The sequence below is a fragment of the Aquabacterium sp. A7-Y genome (assembly GCF_026153205.1).
Taxonomy (GTDB): domain Bacteria; phylum Pseudomonadota; class Gammaproteobacteria; order Burkholderiales; family Burkholderiaceae_C; genus Caldimonas.
This window is the reverse complement of record NZ_JAPFBW010000007.1, coordinates 1-18,118: the sequence shown is the minus strand read 5'-3', so window position 1 is coordinate 18,118 and position 18,118 is coordinate 1. Positions and strand designations below refer to the sequence as shown.

General features: G+C 69.4%; 15 protein-coding genes. 10 read left to right on the top strand and 5 right to left on the bottom strand.

Annotated features, from left to right (window positions below):
- Position 1: 1 nt before the first annotated feature.
- Together tssB and OOT46_RS07545 are read right to left on the bottom strand one after the other, a co-directional pair.
- Positions 2–520 carry a type VI secretion system contractile sheath small subunit gene (gene tssB, locus OOT46_RS07550; RefSeq protein WP_265402984.1) on the bottom strand — a complete coding sequence of 173 codons (519 nt, stop codon included), beginning with the start codon at positions 518–520 and terminating at the stop codon, positions 2–4.
- A gap of 23 nt (positions 521–543) precedes the next feature.
- The gene (locus OOT46_RS07545) at positions 544–1,128 is read right to left on the bottom strand and encodes a hypothetical protein (protein ID WP_265402983.1); all 585 of its coding nucleotides are present in this window, start codon (positions 1,126–1,128) and stop codon (positions 544–546) included.
- Between the two features lie 363 nt (positions 1,129–1,491).
- Here OOT46_RS07545 and tssJ point away from each other — a divergent pair, with 363 nt between their 5' ends.
- The 3 genes from tssJ to icmH all read left to right on the top strand — a co-directional run bounded on the left by tssJ (position 1,492) and on the right by icmH (position 4,388).
- Positions 1,492–2,106 carry a type VI secretion system lipoprotein TssJ gene (gene tssJ, locus OOT46_RS07540; RefSeq protein ID WP_265402982.1) on the top strand — a complete coding sequence of 205 codons (615 nt, stop codon included), beginning with the start codon at positions 1,492–1,494 and terminating at the stop codon, positions 2,104–2,106.
- A gap of 37 nt (positions 2,107–2,143) precedes the next feature.
- Positions 2,144–3,493: a type VI secretion system baseplate subunit TssK gene (tssK, locus tag OOT46_RS07535; RefSeq protein WP_265402981.1), complete on the top strand. Its 1,350-nt coding sequence runs from the start codon at positions 2,144–2,146 to the stop codon at positions 3,491–3,493.
- A gap of 109 nt (positions 3,494–3,602) precedes the next feature.
- A complete protein-coding gene (gene icmH, locus OOT46_RS07530; RefSeq protein ID WP_265402980.1) occupies positions 3,603–4,388 on the top strand; it encodes a type IVB secretion system protein IcmH/DotU in 786 nt (261 codons plus the stop codon).
- Positions 4,389–4,476: 88 nt separating this feature from the next.
- Here icmH and OOT46_RS07525 read toward each other — a convergent pair whose 3' ends face one another.
- Positions 4,477–5,433: a hypothetical protein gene (locus OOT46_RS07525; protein ID WP_265402979.1), complete on the bottom strand. Its 957-nt coding sequence runs from the start codon at positions 5,431–5,433 to the stop codon at positions 4,477–4,479.
- Between the two features lie 111 nt (positions 5,434–5,544).
- Between OOT46_RS07525 and OOT46_RS07520 the strand changes: the two genes are divergently transcribed.
- From OOT46_RS07520 to OOT46_RS07495, 6 genes are all read left to right on the top strand, one after another.
- Positions 5,545–6,390: a M15 family metallopeptidase gene (locus tag OOT46_RS07520; RefSeq protein WP_265403181.1), complete on the top strand. Its 846-nt coding sequence runs from the start codon at positions 5,545–5,547 to the stop codon at positions 6,388–6,390.
- Between the two features lie 67 nt (positions 6,391–6,457).
- Positions 6,458–6,727 carry a PAAR domain-containing protein gene (locus tag OOT46_RS07515; protein ID WP_265402978.1) on the top strand — a complete coding sequence of 90 codons (270 nt, stop codon included), beginning with the start codon at positions 6,458–6,460 and terminating at the stop codon, positions 6,725–6,727.
- 8 nt (positions 6,728–6,735) lie between these two features.
- Positions 6,736–8,190 (top strand): hypothetical protein, encoded by a 1,455-nt coding sequence (locus OOT46_RS07510; protein WP_265402977.1) that lies wholly within the window; start codon positions 6,736–6,738, stop codon positions 8,188–8,190.
- Positions 8,191–8,223: 33 nt separating this feature from the next.
- Positions 8,224–12,084 (top strand): type VI secretion system membrane subunit TssM, encoded by a 3,861-nt coding sequence (gene tssM / locus OOT46_RS07505; RefSeq protein ID WP_265402976.1) that lies wholly within the window; start codon positions 8,224–8,226, stop codon positions 12,082–12,084.
- Positions 12,081–13,067: a type VI secretion system-associated protein TagF gene (gene tagF, locus OOT46_RS07500; protein ID WP_265402975.1), complete on the top strand. Its 987-nt coding sequence runs from the start codon at positions 12,081–12,083 to the stop codon at positions 13,065–13,067. Before tssM ends, tagF begins: the two co-directional genes overlap by 4 nt.
- Positions 13,064–13,906: an OmpA family protein gene (locus OOT46_RS07495; RefSeq protein WP_416136163.1), complete on the top strand. Its 843-nt coding sequence runs from the start codon at positions 13,064–13,066 to the stop codon at positions 13,904–13,906. The genes tagF and OOT46_RS07495 overlap by 4 nt, the downstream gene beginning before the upstream one ends.
- Positions 13,907–14,057: 151 nt before the next feature.
- Here the strand turns inward: OOT46_RS07495 and OOT46_RS07490 are convergent, their stop codons facing one another.
- Both OOT46_RS07490 and tssA read right to left on the bottom strand, forming a co-directional pair.
- On the bottom strand, positions 14,058–15,332 hold the full coding sequence (locus OOT46_RS07490) for a calcium-binding protein (RefSeq protein ID WP_265402973.1): 1,275 nt from the start codon (positions 15,330–15,332) through the stop codon (positions 14,058–14,060).
- A 188-nt stretch (positions 15,333–15,520) separates the two neighbouring features.
- Positions 15,521–16,594: a type VI secretion system protein TssA gene (tssA, locus tag OOT46_RS07485; protein WP_265402972.1), complete on the bottom strand. Its 1,074-nt coding sequence runs from the start codon at positions 16,592–16,594 to the stop codon at positions 15,521–15,523.
- Positions 16,595–17,104: 510 nt separating this feature from the next.
- Here tssA and OOT46_RS07480 point away from each other — a divergent pair.
- Positions 17,105–18,112 carry a hypothetical protein gene (locus OOT46_RS07480; RefSeq protein ID WP_265402971.1) on the top strand — a complete coding sequence of 336 codons (1,008 nt, stop codon included), beginning with the start codon at positions 17,105–17,107 and terminating at the stop codon, positions 18,110–18,112.
- Positions 18,113–18,118: the final 6 nt, after the last annotated feature.

Below are 18,118 nucleotides of genomic sequence, written 5' to 3'. Positions count from 1 at the left end.
CTTACTCCTTGTCCTTCGGCTGGGTTTCGGCGCCCAGCTGCTGCAGGCGCTCGGTGTTGCTCAACACCTCGCCCAGCAGGTCTTCCAGCTTTTCGTTGCCGGCCAGCTTGTTGCGCAGGTCGGCCAGCTTGGTGCGCGCCTCCATCAGCTTGCGCAGCGGCTCGACCTGCTCGACCACCGCCTCGGGGCGGAAGTCTTCGAGCTTGTTGAACTCCAGGTTGACCGCGAACTCGCCGCCCTCGGGGCTCAGCTGGTTCTTGACCCGGTAGCTGGCGGTGGGCGACAGGCCCGACATCACTTCGTCGAAGTTGTCGAGGTCGACGTTGACGAACTTGCGGTCCTTCAGACGCGGCTGCGGCTTGTCAGGATTGGGCTGACCGGTGAAGTCGCCCATCACGCCGACGACGAAAGGAATCTCCTTCTGCTCGATCGCATCGCCGATCTCGACGTCGTAGGTCAGCTGCACGCGCGGCGGGCGGACTTTCTCGAGCCGCTTCTGGACACTTTCTCTCTTGGCCATGTTGGTCTTCCTTCAGGTCGAAGTCATTGCAGGGCGCCGAAGGGGTTGCGCCCTCCGGTGCTGGGTGGCTGCTGCTGTGCGGGGGGCTGTGCGGGCGGCTCGGCCCTCTCGGCGGCCACCGGGGGGCGCACCCCACGCCTGCGGTTTGAGGTGGTGTTGGCGCCATCGCGCGCCGGCGGCGGCACGAGCACCGGCTCGCCGATCGCTTCGCGGATGGTGCGGGCCAGGCCTTCAGCCTCGACGCGGGTCGAGCCGCTGACGGAGTTGACCTGGCGCAGGTGCGCCAGCGCGGCGGCCGAGGCACGCAGGCCGCTGACGGCGATGATGCTGCGTGCGGTCAGGTCGGCGGTGTCGCGGGTCAGCACTTCCTGGGCCGCGACGATGGCGGCGCCGTAGTTCATCGCGTCGAACTGGACCTGGGCGGTGCGCAGCCAGGGCTCCTTGCTGCCGGGGTGGGCGCGCGCCGCATCGCTGAGCAAGGTCAGCGAGCGGGCCACGTCGCCGCGCTGCTGCGCGGCCGCCGCTTCATCGAGCGTTTGATTGAGATCGACCACCGGGGCCTTCTCGACCTTGGGACTGGTACTGCAGCCGCCGAGAAAACCCGACAAAAGAAGCGTAGTAACTGCGAAACGCCTGAGTTTTTGCTGGTCTAGCAAGGAGAACCCCCACCCTATACACATGTTGCTCTTGGCCGGGACATGGAAACACAGCACATGTCATCCGAATTGCTGCGGATTAGAACGCAGTTCGAAGGGACCCCGCACCCCCCTCTTTGGGTGTGTTACAACCGATTTCCTGTTGCTACGCGGTGTCACGGGAACCCATCAAATGGAGGGGATGCGCCAGGCAGGAGCGGCCGTTACACTGCGCCGCCAATCGCTTCTTGCGAACGAACAAAAGTGCATCGGGAAGGTCGCTTCATGCCGTCATCACGCACGGACCCCTCATACGCGGGTCCTTCACGCACCCGCGTGCTCGTGTCCTGCCTGCTGGCCTCGGCCCTGCTGACGCTGGCGGGATGCGAGACGGCGGGCAAGGCCGTGGAGGCGGTCGGCTCGCTCAAGGACAAGGCCCTGGAGGCCACCGGCCTGAAGAAGCCCGCGGTGCCCGAGGTGCCGGAACTGCCCGAGAGCGCCCTGCCCGCACGCCGCGTGGCCCTGCGTATCCAGGCCAGCGAATCGCTCAATGTGGACCCCGACGGCCGCTCGCTGTCGCTGGTCACGCGGGTCTACAAGCTGAAGAGCGCCGAGGCCTTCCTGAACACGCCCTACGACGCCTTCGGCAACCCCACGCGCGAGAAGGAACACCTGGGCGAGGACGTCGTCGAGGTGCGCGACCTGCAGCTCATTCCCGGCCAGCGCTATGAGGTGCAGGACAAGGTCATGCGCGAGGCCAACTACATCGGCGTGGTGGCGCTGTTCCGCGCTCCGGCACCGCAGCGCTGGAAGTACGCCTTCGCGGCCGATGCCGCGCAGAAAACCGGCATCACGATGGGCGCCCATGCCTGCAGCCTGAGCGTCTCGATCGGCGCCCCGGTCAACACGGCGACCAGTGTCGCCGCCATGGGCCCCGGCCTTTGCCCCTGAGACGCGAGGCCACAGCCTGCGTACCGAGAGAGTCAACTTGATCCATTCATCCAAGCTTCTGTGGGGCGAAGGCCTCTTCCTGCGGCCTCAGCACTTCCAGCGCCAGGACGCCTACCACGAATGGCGGCTGGCCCAGTTCGCCCGCGTGCTGCATCCCTATGCCTGGGGGGTGCGCCACCTCAAGCTCGACAACGATGCGCTGCAGGCCGGCGTGCTGCGCCTGCTCGAGCTGCAGGTGGTCTTCCCCGACGGCGAGCTCTACAGCGCGCCGGCCGAAGACGACCTGCCGCCGCCGGTGTCCCTCGAGTCGCTGGGCAATGCCGGCAGCGAGGTCGTCTTCCACCTCGCGATGGCGCCCTTGCGCAGCGTGGGCGCCAACTTCGTCGGCCCCCAGCAGACCCCCGACACCAGCGTGCGCTATTTCCAGCGCAACGAGTCGGCCGCCGACTGGTACACCGACGCGGTCGACGCCGAGGTCGCGGTGCTGAAAAAATCGGCCCGCCTGCTGGCCGACCACGAACCGCGCGACCACCTGGTGAGCCTGCCCGCGCTGCGCGTGCGCCGTACCTCCACCGGCGGCTTCGAGGCCGACGGGCGCTTCGTGCCGCCCTGCGTCTCGGTGCAGTCGGCGCCGGCGCTGCACCTGATGCTGCGCCGCCTGCTCGACGTGCTGCAGGCCAAGGTCGACGCGCTCTATGGCTTCCACCGCGAGCCGTCCAAGAACATCATCGAGTTCCGCTCCGGCGACGTGGCCTCGTTCTGGCTGCTGCACACCGCCAGTTCGAGCTTCGCCTCGCTCTCGCACCTGCTGCGCCACCCCGGGCTGCACCCCGAGCGGCTGTTCCAGGGCCTGCTGGAGCTGGCCGGCGCCCTGCTGACCTTCTCGAAGGGCTTCACGCTGGCGGACCTGCCGGCCTACGACCACGCCAATCCCGGCCCGGCCTTCGCGCGGCTTGACCACATCATCCGCGAGTTGCTCGAGACCGTGATTTCGACGCGCTACTTCTCGATCGCACTGAACGAGACCAAGCCCTCCTTCCACCTCGGTCGCCTGGACTCGGAGCAGGTCACGCCGGCCACCAGCCTGTTCCTCGGCGTCACGGCCGCGATGCCGCCGGCCGAGCTGGTGGAGTCGGTGCCGCTGCGCTTCAAGCTCGGCGCGCCGGAGGACGTCGACAAGCTGGTGCTCTCGGCGATGCCCGGCGTGCGCGTCACGCACGCGCCCCAGGTGCCGGCCGCCATTCCCGTCCGCCCCGGCAGCTACTACTTCGCGGTCGAGGCGCGTGGCGCCTTGTACGAACGCATGATGCAGGCCCAGGCCATTTCCATCTATGTGCCGCAGGGCTGGTCCGAACTCAAGCTTGAACTGATCGCCGTCAACGCATGAGACATTCCGTGTCAACCCATCTTTACACGGCCGCCGCGCCGGGCCGCCCCAAGCAAGGCCCCACCCTCTCGGAGGGTCGCTGGACGTACTCGGACAGCGGGGTGCAGACATGAACCCGAACGCCACCATGCCGCCCTCGTTGTTCGCTCATGGCAGTGCACCGCCGGCACGCGCCGGCGGAGCGCCGATCGAAGCGCGCACTTTGCTCGACCTGATGTACGACGGCTTCTACATGCTGTTCCTGCTGAAGAACAAGCATGCGCCGCTCGACGCCGAGTCCTTTCGGGAACGTCTGAAGGACTTCCTGAGGGAGTTCGAGCGCGGTGCCGACCGGCTCAAGACGCCCAGCGAGGACGTCTACCTGGCCAAGTACGCCTTCTGCGCGCTGGTCGACGAGGCCGTGCTGATGTCTCAGTTCAAGGTGCGCGAGGCCTGGGAGCGCCAGCCGCTGCAGCTGCAGTTTTTCGGCGAGCAGCTGGCCGGCGAGAACTTCTTCGAGCGGCTCGAGGAGCTGCGCCGCCAGGGCGCGGCACGGGTGCAGACATTGGAAGTGTTCCACATGTGCCTGCTGCTGGGCTTCCAGGGCAAGTACCTGCTCGAAGGCACCGAGAAGCTCAACTACCTGACGGCCCGCCTGGGCGACGAGATCGCCCATCTTAAGGGTCAGCGCGCCGGCTTCGCGCCGCACTGGGCGCCGCCCGACCAGGTGGCCCACAGCTTGAAAAACGAGGTGCCGCTGTGGGTGATCGGGTCGGTGTTCGCGCTACTGGGGCTGGTGGCCTTCATCGGCCTGCGCTGGACCCTGGACCGTGCCACCCGGAGCGACCTGGCCCCCTACCAGGCCCTGATCAAGCTGCCGCCCAAGGCCGCGAACCTGACCATCACCTTGCCCTGAGGCGACGGAACGCGACGATGAAGCCCAGCAGTACCCGGGCAAGGCCACCCCACCCTGCGCGGCGCCGCATGCAACTGCGGCGCAGGCCTCAGCGCAACATCTCGGTGTCCCGTTGCGCCGTCGGGCAGGCCGCGTCCTGGCCCCACTGCCCCGAGCAGATGCGCGCCCGGCACAGCTGCGATTCCAGCCAGCCCAAGGTCATGCAGCGCCGCACCAGCTCGCCGGTGGGCACCGGCGGTTCCTGCTGCAGCACCACGTCGCGCTGCAGCGCGGCAGCGCTGGCCGGCGCTGCGGCCACGGCCTGGCCCCGGCCGGCCGCCTGGCGGCGTCCCGCCATGTGCGACACCATCGCTTCGAGCAGATCGATGTCGGCGTCGATGCGCGAGGACGCGGCGCCTGCGCGGCCCGGCCCCTTGTTCGTCGAGGCCGAGGCGACTTCGCCGTTGTGCCGCGACGCCGCGGGGCGTGCCGCGGTGGTGCCCCCCGCAGGGGCCCGCGGCTTCGCCAGCGCGATCCGGGCCCGCTCGGTGTGCGCGGCGGGGGCCGCCGATGCCTTCGGTGCAGCGGGCGCGGCCTTGTCGGCGAGCGAGGCATCGGCCGAGGCGGCCTGCGAGGCCGGCGCGGCCACCGGTGCGGCCGCGACGTTCTCGATGCTCGCCGTCTGCGGTGTCGGCACGTCGACGGCCGGAGCTGCCTCCTGGGAGGCCGCCGCCGGCCGGGCCGCGGGAACAGCCGGCGCGACGACCGGCGGCTCGTATCGCGCGACGGTCTGCGGGAGCTCGGACGAACCGAAATCGAGATATGCCACCGTCAAGGCGCCGATCACGGCCAGTGAGCCGACCGCCAGCACGGCGGGCCAGCGTGAGCCGGCATGGCCGGAGGTGCGCCGCGGGCGTGCCGCCGCGGAACTGCCGTCTATGCTCGAAAGAATCTTGACCGGTGTGTGGCCTTTGGCCGCGCTGTCGCTCGGCTCGCTGTCCGCGCCGCCGATCAGGGTCGGGCGGGTCGATGTCCCGAAATCGGGCGGTGTTGTGTTGTGGTTCAAGCCACGCTCTCCCTCGATGCCGGCCGGTCCGGATGCCAACCTGGCAAGCGCTGGGGATTCTATCGATCCGCGCTCCGCGGGCACATTGCGGAAAACCTTGGTTACATGGCCATGCTTCCCGCACTGCTGATTTATTTCGTGCTCGCCTGCGGGCTGCTCGGGCTGGTTTTCCTGCCTGAGCCGCGCGCCTGGGTGGCCTCGCGCTTGATGTCGCTGGCCGGCCAGACGCGCGAGGTGTGGTCCCAGTCGGCGCGGCGCTGGCAACGCGGCTGCGAAGAGACCACGCAGCAGGCCGCCGCGGCTACCGGCGCCGGCCTGTCGTGGATGAAACAGCGCTGGCCCTTGTGCGCCGGCGCGCTGGCGTTGCTGCTGCTGCCGCCGGCCGTCGTCTACCTGCTGCGCGACCACCACCAGCCGGGCGGTTATGCCGACACCGTCGACGACTCCGCAACCCTGGTGGCTCAGCTGCTGCATGGCGAGCAGCTGGTGCCTCCGCCGCCGCTGCCGCCCGAGGTCTTCACGACCGCCGAGGTGCAGCAGGCGCTGCCGATGATCGCAAGCGCCGATCGCAAGTGGGCCCCGCTGGATGCCGACTTCCGCCAGCGCCTGCTGCTGGTCTTCAAGATCATGAAGGAAGAACACGGCTACGAGATGGCCCTGCTTGAGGGGTACCGCAGCCCCGAACGGCAGGCGATGCTTGCGGCCCTGGGTCCTCATGTGACCCAGGCGGGCGCCTTCAAGAGCTATCACCAGTATGGCCTCGCCGCCGACTGCGCCTTCTATCGCGATGGCCGGCTGGTCATCAGCGAACGGGATCCCTGGGCGATGCGCGGCTACCAGCTGTACGGCGAAGTCGCCGCACGGGTGGGCCTGACCTGGGGCGGCGTCTGGAAGATGCGCGACTACGGGCACGTCGAATTGCGGCGTGCAGGTGTGAAACCTGGAAAACGACAGTAACACGGGTTTCGAGAACATGGATAGACTGCAGCGCACTCAAAAAAATGGTGCGCAGGGAGAGAGCGAGATGGCACGACCCTTCATCGTCCTGGGGGACACCACCAGCCATGGCGGCACCGTGATCGAGGCCTCCGGCATGACCGATACCCACGGCAAGCGCATCGCGCGTGTGGGCGACAAGGTCACCTGCCCGAAAAAGGGCCACGGCCGCGTCACGACCATCGCCACCGGCGACCCCACCATGCTCATCGACGGCCAGCCCGCCGCGCGCGACGGCGACAAGACCGCCTGCGGCGCGACCCTGATCGCCGGGCAGAGCCTCAGCACCGGCATCTGACCGCGCGCATGAGCAAGGGCTTCAAACTGGCGGCCGGCCTGGCCGTTTTCACGGTGCTGCTGTGGGCGGCGATGATCTGGCACTGGAGCGCCTCCCGGCGTGTCGTCAGCACCGCCGACATCCTGGTCTACCTGCTGCTGCTTCCGGCACTCGGCATTGCCGCGGTGCTGCTGGTGCGCAAGGCCGTCGCTGCATCAGCCGCAATGCCGGCGGCCCGCTCCGCCGCCGGCGCTGCCGGAGCGAGCACGGCCGGCGGCACCACCGCCCAGCCGGCCGCCGAGGCGGCAGCGCCGAAGCCGCCCGTGGTGCTGGCCTCGGCCCTGCATCTGGCGATAGGCAACGACGCGGCCGCCGCACTGCAGGTGCTGGCCGAGGGCAGCACACTGCCCCAGCTGGATCCCGAGCTGCGCGACGACAACGGCTATCCGATCCAGAGCGGGCGCGTGCCGGAGCTCGACACGGCGACCATCGACGAGGCGCTGCAGGAGCTGCTGCCCGCACTGGCGGCGCGCCAGCCCCAGTGGCAAGGCCTGGAGCCGACGCCCGCCTTCGTGCGCGCGCTGGCCTTGCTGGCCGCGCCGCTGGACCAGCTGATCGAGCAGTGCGCCACCGAGTGGGAGCAACGGCCCGAAGCCACCCAGGCCGGCCAGCTGCAGGCCGGGCTGAGCTTGCTGTGGGGCGTGCCGGCCGCATGGAGCGAGCATGAATGCATGCTGGCCCGCGTCTGGCTGCACCGCTTGCTCAAGAACAGCGCGCTGCCGCGCGATCTGCTGCAGGTGCAGCTGCATCCGCTCGCCAGCGCCGAGGCCTTGTTCGTCCACCTCGACCAACAGCTGGCCGCCTGGGGCCGCGAGCAGCGGCCCGGCCTGCTGGCCGTGCTGGCCTGTGACTCCTGGGTCGACGAGCGACAGGTGCAGCGGCTGCAGCAGCAGGGCCTGCTCTTCACGAGCCGCAATGCCAAGGGTTGCATGCCGGGCGAAGCGGCCGCTGGCGTTCTGCTCGCGACCGCTGACTGGCCCTCGGCGGGTCCGGCCGCGACGCAGCTGCACCGGGCCGCGATCGTGCGGCGCGACAAGCCGGCCGACGCCGCGGGCCGCATCGACGCCGCCGTCTTGAAGCAGGCCGCCGAAGCTGCGTTGCGCGGCAGCGCGATCGAGCCCGCCGCCTGCGGCTTTCTGGTCAGCGACGCCGACCTGCGGGCCAGCCGCGGCGGCGAAGTGGCCGATACCGCGCTGCAGTTGCTGCCCGAGCTCGATCCCGCGGAGCAGGCCGTGCGCCTGGGCCTGGCCTGCGGCGACCTGGGCGTTGCCCGTGCCCTCGCCTGCCTGGTGCTGGGCGCCGCACGTCAGCAGGCCGACGCCAGGCCGGTGCTGGTGATGACCGTGATGCACGCGCACGACCGCGCGGCCTTCGTGCTGACTTCCGGCGCGCCGCCGGCCCCCGCTGCCGGCGCCCCGGCCTGAGCCGCACCCCCACCGATTTCCTCTGTTCTGACCATGCGACGATTCTGGGACTTTCTACTTCGCCCCCGCACGCTCGGCGTGATCGGCCTCCTCGCCCTGGCGGCCTTCCTGCTGCTGGGCGCCAATGAACTGCAGCTGGCCCTGGTCTGGGTCGGCGCGATCCTGGTGCTCGTCCTGCTCGTCTGGGGCATCGTCTGGTGGGTACGCCGGCGCCGCGCGCAGAAGGCCGCCGCAGGTCTGGAGCAGGCGCTCACCGAGCAGGCCGACCGGGCCGTCAAGGCCACCCCGGCGCCTCAGCGCGCCGAGACCGAGGCGCTGCGCGAGCGCATGCTCGAAGCGGTCAAGACCATCAAGACCTCCAAGCTCGGCCAGACCTCGGGCACCGCGGCGCTCTACGAGCTGCCCTGGTACATCGTGATCGGCAACCCGGCCGCGGGCAAGAGCTCGGCGATCGCCAAGTCGGGCCTGCACTTCCCCTTCGCCGACAACAGCGGCGCCATCATCCAGGGCATCGGCGGCACCCGCAACTGCGACTGGTTTTTCACCAACGAAGGCATCCTGCTCGACACTGCCGGCCGCTACTCGGTGCACGAGGAAGACCGCGAGGAATGGCGCGGCTTCCTGAGCCTGCTGAAAAAGCATCGTCCGAAGGCGCCGATCAACGGCATCATGATCGCCGCCAGCCTCGCCGAGCTGGCCGGCAACAAGCCGGAGTTCTCGATCCAGCTCGCCAAGCAGCTGCGCCAACGTGTGCAGGAGCTGACCGAGCAGCTGGAGGTGTTCGCGCCGGTCTACGTGGTCTTCACCAAGGCCGACCTGGTGGCCGGCTTCGCCGAGTTTTTCGAGGACCGCGACCGCGGCGAGCGCGACCGCGCCTGGGGCGCCACCCTGCCCTACGACGCCGACGGCAAGCTCGACGCAGTGGGCCAGTTCGAGCGTCATTTCGAGGAGCTCTACGAAGGCCTGAAGGCTTCCTCGGTGGCACGCATGTCGCTGCACCGCGGCGAGAAGCTGCCGCCGGGGGTGCTCACCTTCCCGCTCGAATTCGCCTCGCTCAAGCCGGTGCTGCGCACCTTCCTGACCACGCTGTTCGAAGAGAACCCCTTCCAGTTCCGGCCCATCTTCCGCGGCTTCTACTTCACCAGCGCGGTGCAGCAGGGTGCCTCGACCAGCCGTTCCAGCGAGCGGGTGGCGCAGCGTTTCGCGCTGCAGCTGCAGCCCGGCACGACGGCCGAGGTCTATTCGCAGACCGGCTTTTTCCTGAAGGACCTGTTCTCCAAGGTCGTGTTCGCCGACCGCAACCTGGTCAAGCAGTACAACAGCCGCGACAAGCTGCGCTGGCGTTATGCGGCCTTTTTCGGCGGCGTCGCGGCGCTGGGCGTTGCGCTCGCGGCCTGGACCTGGTCCTATGCCGGCAACCGCCAGCTGGTCGAGAACGTGCAGGCCGACCTGAACCAGGTCGTCAAGCTGCAGGCCAATCGCACTGACCTGCAGTCCCGACTGGAGGCGCTCGAAGTGCTGCGAGACCGTCTGGTGCAGCTGCAGTCCTATCGCGAGCGGCGGCCCTGGTCGCTGAGCCTGGGCCTCTACCAGGGCAAGGCGGTCGAGGAACAGCTCAAGCGCGAGTACTTCGCCGGCATCCAGGAGGTGCTGCTGCAGCCCGTGGCCACCAGCATCGAAAGCTACCTGGCCGAGGTCAACGCCAACCCCGGCCAGCTGCAGCCGGTCTCGCCCGCCTCGGCGGGTGCCAGCTCCGCGCCGCAGGCCGCGGCGGCGGCCGCCAATGCGCAGGCCTCTGTCGTGCGCGCGCAGCCCTTGCCGACCCACTACAGCGCCGCCTCGCCCACCGACGTCACCGATGCGTACAACGCGCTCAAGAGCTACCTGATGCTGGCCGACCGCAGCCGTGCCGAGCCGGGCCACCTGAGCGACCAGCTGACCCGCTTCTGGCGCGGCTGGCTGGAGACCAACCGCGGCACCATGCCACGCGAGCAGATGATCCGCAGCGCCGAGAGCCTGATCTCCTTCACGGTCACCCAGCTCGCCGACGCGCAGTTCCCGGTGGTGCAGAACAACCTCGCGCTGCTGGACCAGACGCGTGAGAACCTGCGCCGCGTGATCAAAGGCATGCCGGCCCGCGAGCGGGTCTACTCCGAGATCAAGGCCAAGGCTTCGACGCAGTTCCCGCCCGTCACCGTCGCCAACCTGGTCGGCGAGCTGGACAAGGACGTCATCGCCGGCAGCTACGCGATCTCGGGCGCCTTCACCCGCCGCGCCTGGGACGAGTTCGTCGAGAACGCGATCAAGGACGCCGCCTACAAGGAACTGCAGAGCGACGACTGGGTGCTCAAGACCACCGTGGTCGACGACCTCAGCCTGGAAGGCAGCCCCGAGCAGATCCAGAAGGCCCTGGTGCACATGTACAAGACCGAGTACGTGCGCGAGTGGCAGAAGTTCATGCAGGGCGTGAGCGTGCAGGAGTTCGCGAGCTTCGACCAGGCGGTGGGGCGCATGAACCGCCTCGGCGACCCGGCCACCTCGCCCATCGGCCGCCTGATGCAGGCGCTCTACGACGAGACCTCCTGGGACAACCCCTCGCTGCTCAACCACAAGCTCGAGCAGAGCCAACGCGGTTTTGTCGACTGGTTCAAGCAGACCGTGCTGCGCCAGTCGGTGCCGGGCGTGCAGGTCAACGTCGACCTCAAGCCGGGCCAGGGGGCGGCGGTCCCGATGGGCCCGATCGGCAAGGAGTTTGCCGGGCTGGCGCGCGTGATGCTGCCGCCGGAGAACCAGCCGCCGCTGATCCGCCGCTACCTCGACGCGCTGTCCAAGGTGCGCACGCGCTTCAACCAGATGAAAACCCAGGGCGACCCCGGCCCGGCCAGCCGTGAGCTGATGAAGCAGACGCTGGAGAACAACGGCTCGGAGCTGGCCGATGCGCTGCGCCTGGTCGACGAGCAGATGCTGGTCGGCATGAGCGACACCGCCAAGCTGACCCTGCGCCCGCTGCTGGTGCGCCCGCTGATGCAGGCCTACGGCGTGGTCGTGCGCCCGGCCGAGAACGAGATCAACCGGCTCTGGAACGCCGAGGTCTACGAACTCTTCCAGAAGACGCTGGCGCCCAAGTACCCCTTCACCCGCAGCGCCTCGATCGAGGCCGCGCCGGCCGATATCGCCAAGGTGTTCGGCCCGGAAGGTGCGATCGCCAAGTTCTCGGAGAAGACCCTGGGCCCGCTGGTGCACCGTGCCGGCGACGACCTCAAGCCGCGCACCTGGGCCGACATGGGGGTGCGGCTGGCGCCGGAGTTCACCACCCAGTTCGGTGCCTGGGTCGCGCCGCTGTCGGGCGCGAGCTCCGGCGGCGGCTCGGGCGGCGCCGCTGCGCCCGCGGCCGAGCAGACGGTGTTCCAGCTGCTGCCGCAGCCCGCGCCCGGACTGATGGAGTACACGGTCGAGATCGACGGCCAGGTCATGCGTTACCGCAACACGACGGCCAGCTGGACTCACTTCGTCTGGCCCGGGCCCCAGGGCACGCCGGGGGTGCGCATCACCGGCCAGACCTTCGACGGCAGGACCATCGAGTTCATCAACCACCCGGGCCGCTTCGGGCTGGAGAGGATGGTCAACTCCGCCCAGCGGCGCAGGCTGCCCAACGGCCACGAGCTGAAGTGGACCGCCAACAACCTGACGGTCGCCGTGCACCTGAAGATCATCAGCACGCCGGGCGCCGCGCCGGCCGCCAATGCCGCGCCCACACCGGCCCAGGGGTCGGCCGCGGGCTTGCGCGGCGCCGTGCTGCCCCGCGTGATCGCCGGCGAATCGGCTGCCGCCGGCACGCCGGCGGTGACCACCACCGCCTCCAGCACCTCCTCCGCCACCGGGAGCGCCCAATGAACTCGCCCAGCGTTCCCGTGAATCTGGTCTATTTCGGCAAGGTGCCCTCCAGAGGCGACTTCATCCGCAGTGCCAACAGCACCACGCTGATCCAGACCCTGGACCACTGGCTGTCGCAGACCATGGAGCTGCTGGCCACCGACCCGCGCTGGAAGCTGATCTACGACGCCGCCCCGCCGGTGCAGTTCGCCTTCCTCGGCTCGCGCACGCAGGTCGGGCTGGCCGGTCACATGATCCCCAGCCAGGACAGCTCGGGCCGGCGTTTCCCCTTCATCACGGCCGGCTCCTTCGAGGTGCAGGAGCCGCTGGAATTCATGGCGCGCAGCCCGCTCGCCCTGACCCGGCTGTGGACCCGCTTCGAGAACTCGACCCGCCTGGCGCACAGCGCCGAGGATGTCGCCGAGGTGCAGCAGCAACTGGCCCACACCCGTGTCGATCTGGAGGTGGTGCCACGCGCCTACCAGGCCAACTTCGTCGACTTCCTAGAGATCCAGACCCTGGGCGGCCTGGAGGCGATGCTGGAGCAGGCCGGCCAGCGCATCTCGGTGCGCCAGACCCTGCTGGCGCTCGGCATGCTGCTGCAGCCGGTGCTGGCACAAGGCAGCGTGCGGCTGGACAAGGGCCTGCTGCTGCCGCTGGTCAACGACCCGCTCTACCGCCCCTTCGTCGCCACCCTGTGGCTGGAGCTGGTGTCGCGTTTCCTCAAGCGCGGGGATTTCGAGCTGGCCGTTTTCGTCACCCGCGTGGACGGCCGCCCGGCCCTGGTGATCGGCTTCAACGGCGCCTCGCCGCGCACCTTGCGCGCGGTGCTGGACCCGCAGTCCTGCGCCACCGACAACGTCGAGTTCACCCAGAGCCAGTGGGTCGAGGACTACATCGACGAAGACTACGGCGTGAAAAAACTGTCGAGCTACCTGCGCGAGCCGCAGCTCTCGCTGCGCCAGGCGCTGGACACCTACCGCGAGGCCTTCCTCGGCGAATGAAGCGTATGAAAGCACTCCCTTCCCTGCCCGTGCGCGCCCTGCTGGCCGCCGCCCTGCTGCCGCTGGCCTGCGCCGCGCAGCAAGCCGCCCCCGGCAACGGCGCCGCCAACTCCGCGCCGGCCCATATCACCAGCGCCACCGCGGCCCCCAACCAGGTGGTCGTGAGCGGCACGGTGCCCGACGAAGCGACCCGCGCCCAGGTGCTGACGCGGCTGCGTGAGGTGTATGGCGCCGACCGTGTGGTCGACCAGATCTCGGTGGGCGCGGTGGTGGCGCCGCCCAACTGGTCCAACTACGTGCAGAAGATGCTGAGCCCCGACCTCAAGCAGGTCACCCGGGGGCAGCTCTCCATCCAGGGCAACAGCATCGACATCAAGGGTGAGGTGGCCAACGAGGCGCAGCGCCAGCAGATCGCCAGCAACATGGCGACCCACCTGAACCCGACCTACAACATCCGCAACGCGCTGCGCGTGGCGGCCAGCGAGCAGAACCTGGTGGACGACGCGCTCGCCAACCGCATCATCGAGTTCGAGGCCGGCAGCTCGGTGATCAAGCCCGAGGGCCAGCGCATCCTTGACGAGATGGTGCCGGCGCTGAAGAAGGTCGCCGCGCGCAAGATCGAGATCATCGGCCACACCGATGCGCTGGGCGCCCGCGACGCCAACATCGCGCTGTCGCTCGCGCGCGCCGACTCGGTGCGCGAGTACCTGCGCGGCAAAGGCATCGACTCGGCCCGCATCGGCATCTCCGGCGCCGGCCCGGATCGCCCGGTCGCGAGCAACCAGAGTGCCGACGGGCGGGCGCGCAATCGGCGCATCGAGTTCCGCGTGAGTCAGTAGCTGCCGTAGACGAATTAGGAGCCGGTTCACCGCGTCAGAAGTGCGCCGGGTACCGGTTCGGGGGAAGTGCAAACACCGAGCCTCTCGCCCCGATCGCCCGCCGTCCGCAGACCGGCGCTGCCGGCCGATGCAGGGCTGCCGACGGGCCGGCCTAGAAGGCTCCGTAGACGAAGTCGGCGGCATCGAGGCGGCCGGCGGCCTCGTCGCACAGCCGGGCGAGCCGCAGCTCGTCGCCGATCTCAGAGGAGGTCGGGTTGTACCAGACGGTGCCGTCGCGTGTGTCGACGTAGATCCCGCCCGCGCTCCCCGCCTGTTGGCCGGTGACACCGCGCCCCTTGAAGAAGCAGTCCCCGGACAGGCGCCCCGTCTCGAAGGACAAGCCGGCGATGCCGTTGGCGACCTTGCCCGGCAAAAGCGCGTCCAGCTCGTCGAGCAGCACCATCGTGTCTTCGCCCTGCCGGAAGTCCGCCACGCTATCGCCTCGGCCCGCCTCGGGCGTGCCGAACACCAGGCGGTCCTGTCCTTCCCCTCCGCGCAGAAAGTCCTCGCCCGGCCCTCCGCGCAGTTCATCATTGCCGCGGTCCCCGACGAGCAGGTCGCGGCCTTCCGCACCGTACAGCGTGTCGTTGCCGCCTTGCCCGAACAAGCGGTTGTCCAGGTCGTTGCCGCTGAGGGTGTTGTCGCCGGCATTGCCCCCGCCCTTGACGGCCGAGGGAGCCCCGTAAAGAAGTACCAGGTGCTCGACGTGCTCGTTCAGCGTGGTGCTCACGTAGCTCCAGGCCGTGTCGACGCCGCCGTCGGCCGCTTCCACGATGGTTTCGTCGCCGCGGATCACATAGATGTCGTGGTCTGCACCGCCCGACAAGCGGTCGCGCCCGTCGCAGGCGCCGCCTCCGTCCAGCAGGTCGTTGCCGGCCCCGCCGAGCAGCACGTCCTCGCCGGCGCTGCCCGCAAGCTCGTCGTCGCCAGAGCCTCCGTCGAGCCGGTCGTTGCCGTCGCCGCCGTCGAGGTAGTCCTGGCCCTCACCGCCCGCCAGGCGGTCCCGGCCGCCCAGGCCGACCAAGACATCATCGCCGCCCACACCGTCGAGCCGGTTGTCGCCCTGCGTGCCGGCCATGGCGTTGTCGAGCGCATTGCCCACGCCGTCCTGGGCGGCGCCAGCGCCCCGACCCGCATCGTCCAGCGTCAGGCTCTCGACGGTGTCGCCGAGGCGGTAGAACGACAACCTCGAGTACACCGTGTCATACCCTCCGTCGACCGACTCGATCACACGATCGCCCTCCGAGTTGACGCGGTAGTCATCGTCGCCGTCCCCCCCGGCCATCGTGTCGTCGCCACCCGACCAGTTGGCGTTGAGGATGGAGTGGTTGTTGCCGGAACGGTCGATCAGGACATCATCGCCATCGGTGCCATAGATCTCGGCCATGGGGACCTCCAGGGACGGAAGGAAGGGAAAATCAAGCGGCGCCAAGATCGGCCCGAGGCGTCGCACCGGGCGAGCAGAAGCCGCGCTCGCCCAGAGAAAGATAGGGCGAGGTTCACCGCCTCAGTCGCCAGAGGGGCACCGGTTTGCGGGGGGAGCACCCACAGGGGCGCTTGCGCGCCCCGAACACGTCAGCGTTCCTGGTCCTGACCCTCGAGCCCCAGCAGCTCCTCGAGGTGCGCGAGCGAGCCCTGGTCCTTGAGCACGGTCTTGAGCCACAGGTGCAGCGGCATCTCGCCCCAGCGGGCTGCCTTGTCGGCCAGGTAGGCGACCGGGCTGTGCGGCTCGGTGCGGCGGAAGTAGTCGGCCACCTCGCGCAGCTGGTTGAGCGCCTGGGCGCGGCTGCGGATCGGGCCGCCGATCGTGGCCGGGCCGGAGGGCGTTTCCGCCGCTTGGGCTGCACTGCCGGAGTCGGCAGTCACATCGGCGGTGGCGGTGCCGCTCGGGCTGCTCATCGCGCCCGATTCGCGCGCCATGCGCTCGACCTCGTGCAAGGTGGACGCCAGCGCCTCGCGGGCTGCAACGAAGCTGGGGCCCTCGTCGCCCAGGCGCTCGTCCGCCACCCGCTGCAGCTCGGCCAACGCCGCCACGCTCGCGCGGATGGAGGCCACGCAAGCGAGCAGCCACGCCTGCGGCGTCTCGCGCTGGGCGCGCAGGAAGGCATCCAGCGTCACCTTGCCTTCGGACAGCTGATCGGCCTCGTGCGGCGACTTCTCGATCTGCGTCTGCAAGGCCCGGGCCGCCGCATGGTCGCGCAGGCTGAAGCTGCCCGATTTGGCCTGGGTCACCGGCAGCATGGGCGCCAGGAAAACCACCCGCTGCAGCAGCCAGCCCAGGTTGCCGATGCGCTGGTCCCACTCACCGTCCTCGCCCTCGGGGTACAGGTCGGCCCAATAGCGCTCGCACAGCCGGCCACACAACTCCAGCCCCTCCGCGAGACCCGCATAACCCCGGTTGCGCGCCGCCGCGTCGCACCACCACATCGCCAGGCGCAGGTCCTTGGTGCGGGTGGCCAGCAGCTTGCCGGCCAGCGCTTCCACGCCGCGCCAGTCGGCCACCTTCAAGGTGGTCACCCACTCCCCCTGGTCCAGGCTGGGATCGTCCTCGCGGCGCATCTCCTGGATGGCGTCGAACTCCGAGGAGAAGGCGAGGTTGTCGCCGCAGGGGGCGGTGTCGGAGATCGGTTCCAGCAGCTGGGGGTCCATGGGCGGCACGGTAGAGAAAAGTCGCGGAAGGATAACGAAGCGCCCCCTGCCCTGCCACTACTAACTGCGTCGTGGGCCTCCCTCACTTGAGGGTCGGCCGGCGCTCGCGCCATCGACTCGGCCGCTGCCATCAGCTCCCACGCAGGTTTTTCCCTAAGCGGCTCACCCGGGCTTAAGACCGGTCGTTGAGCGGTCGCACTGATCGCTTGCAGCCCCTTGTCTGCCCGCTGTCGGAGGGCGGACCAAGCTGCAAAAGCGGAGCGTGTGGTTTCGCACGCTTCTTCGAGGTCCGCAGGGCCGCCGCCGGAAAACCGCGATCGCGCCGATCAAGTTTGCCGACTGCCCGTCGATATGCCGTTCATACCGTAAAGGTTTCAGTTAGTAACAAATGAGGGCCGGACTTCGGGACTGCAGGCAAGGGCCTGCCGAACCGACGACCGGCTGGTGCCGCCGAGGGCCAGAGCCCCGGAGCGCACAAGAAGCGTTTGCCCAGAAACAGAGGATTGCCACATGGCCTCGTTGATCCCGTCCCTGTCGACCGCCCAGATCGCGGCTCTTTCGACCACTTCCATCAAGAGCCTTACCACAGCCGATTGGGCACTTTTGTCGACGGCCCAGGCCGCTGCGCTGACGACGGCTCAGATCGTGGCCCTCGAGACCGTGGACCTGAGTGTCCTGTCGACGGCGAACGTGGCGGCCCTGAGCACGGCTCAGATCGTCGCCCTGGGTACCCACCAGGTTGCAGCCCTCGGCACCAACCAGGTCGCGGCGCTGACCACCACGCAGGTGGCGGCCGTGGAGACCGCCGATATCAAGGCCTTGACCACCGCCCAGGCCGCTGCCCTCACCAGCGCCCAGGTGGCCGCCCTGACCACCGCCCAGCTGGTCGCGGTCGAGACCGCCGACCTGCGCGCCCTCAGCACCGCCAACATCGCCTCGCTGGCCACCGGTGACATCGCCGCGCTGACCACCCAGCAAGCCGCCGCGCTGACCACCCAGCAGGTCGTCGCCCTGACCACCGCGCAGACCGCGGCGCTCACCGCGGGTCAGGTCGCCGCGCTGACCACCGCGCAGGTCGCCTCCATGGAGACCGCCGACATCGCCGCGCTGAGCACCGCCCAGGTGGTGGCCCTCACCACCGGCCAGGTGGCGGCCCTGAAGACCGCCCAGCTCGCCGCGCTGAGCACGACCCAGGTCGCCGCGCTGCAGACCGCTGACGTCCGCGCCCTCACCACCACGCAGGCGGCCGCCCTCAGCAGTGCCCAGCTGACCGCCCTGAGCACCGCCCAGCTGGCCGCGATCGAGACCGCCGACCTGCGCGCGATCTCCACGGCCAACATTGCCGCGCTCGCCACCGGCGACCTCACCGCCTTCACGACCGCGCAGATCGCCGCGCTGACGACCGGCCAGGTGGTGGCCCTGACGACTGCCCAGGCCGCCGCCCTCACGGCGATCCAGGTCGCCGCATTGACCACGGCCCAGGTCGTCTCGATGCAGACGCCGACCTCGCCGCGCTGAGCACGG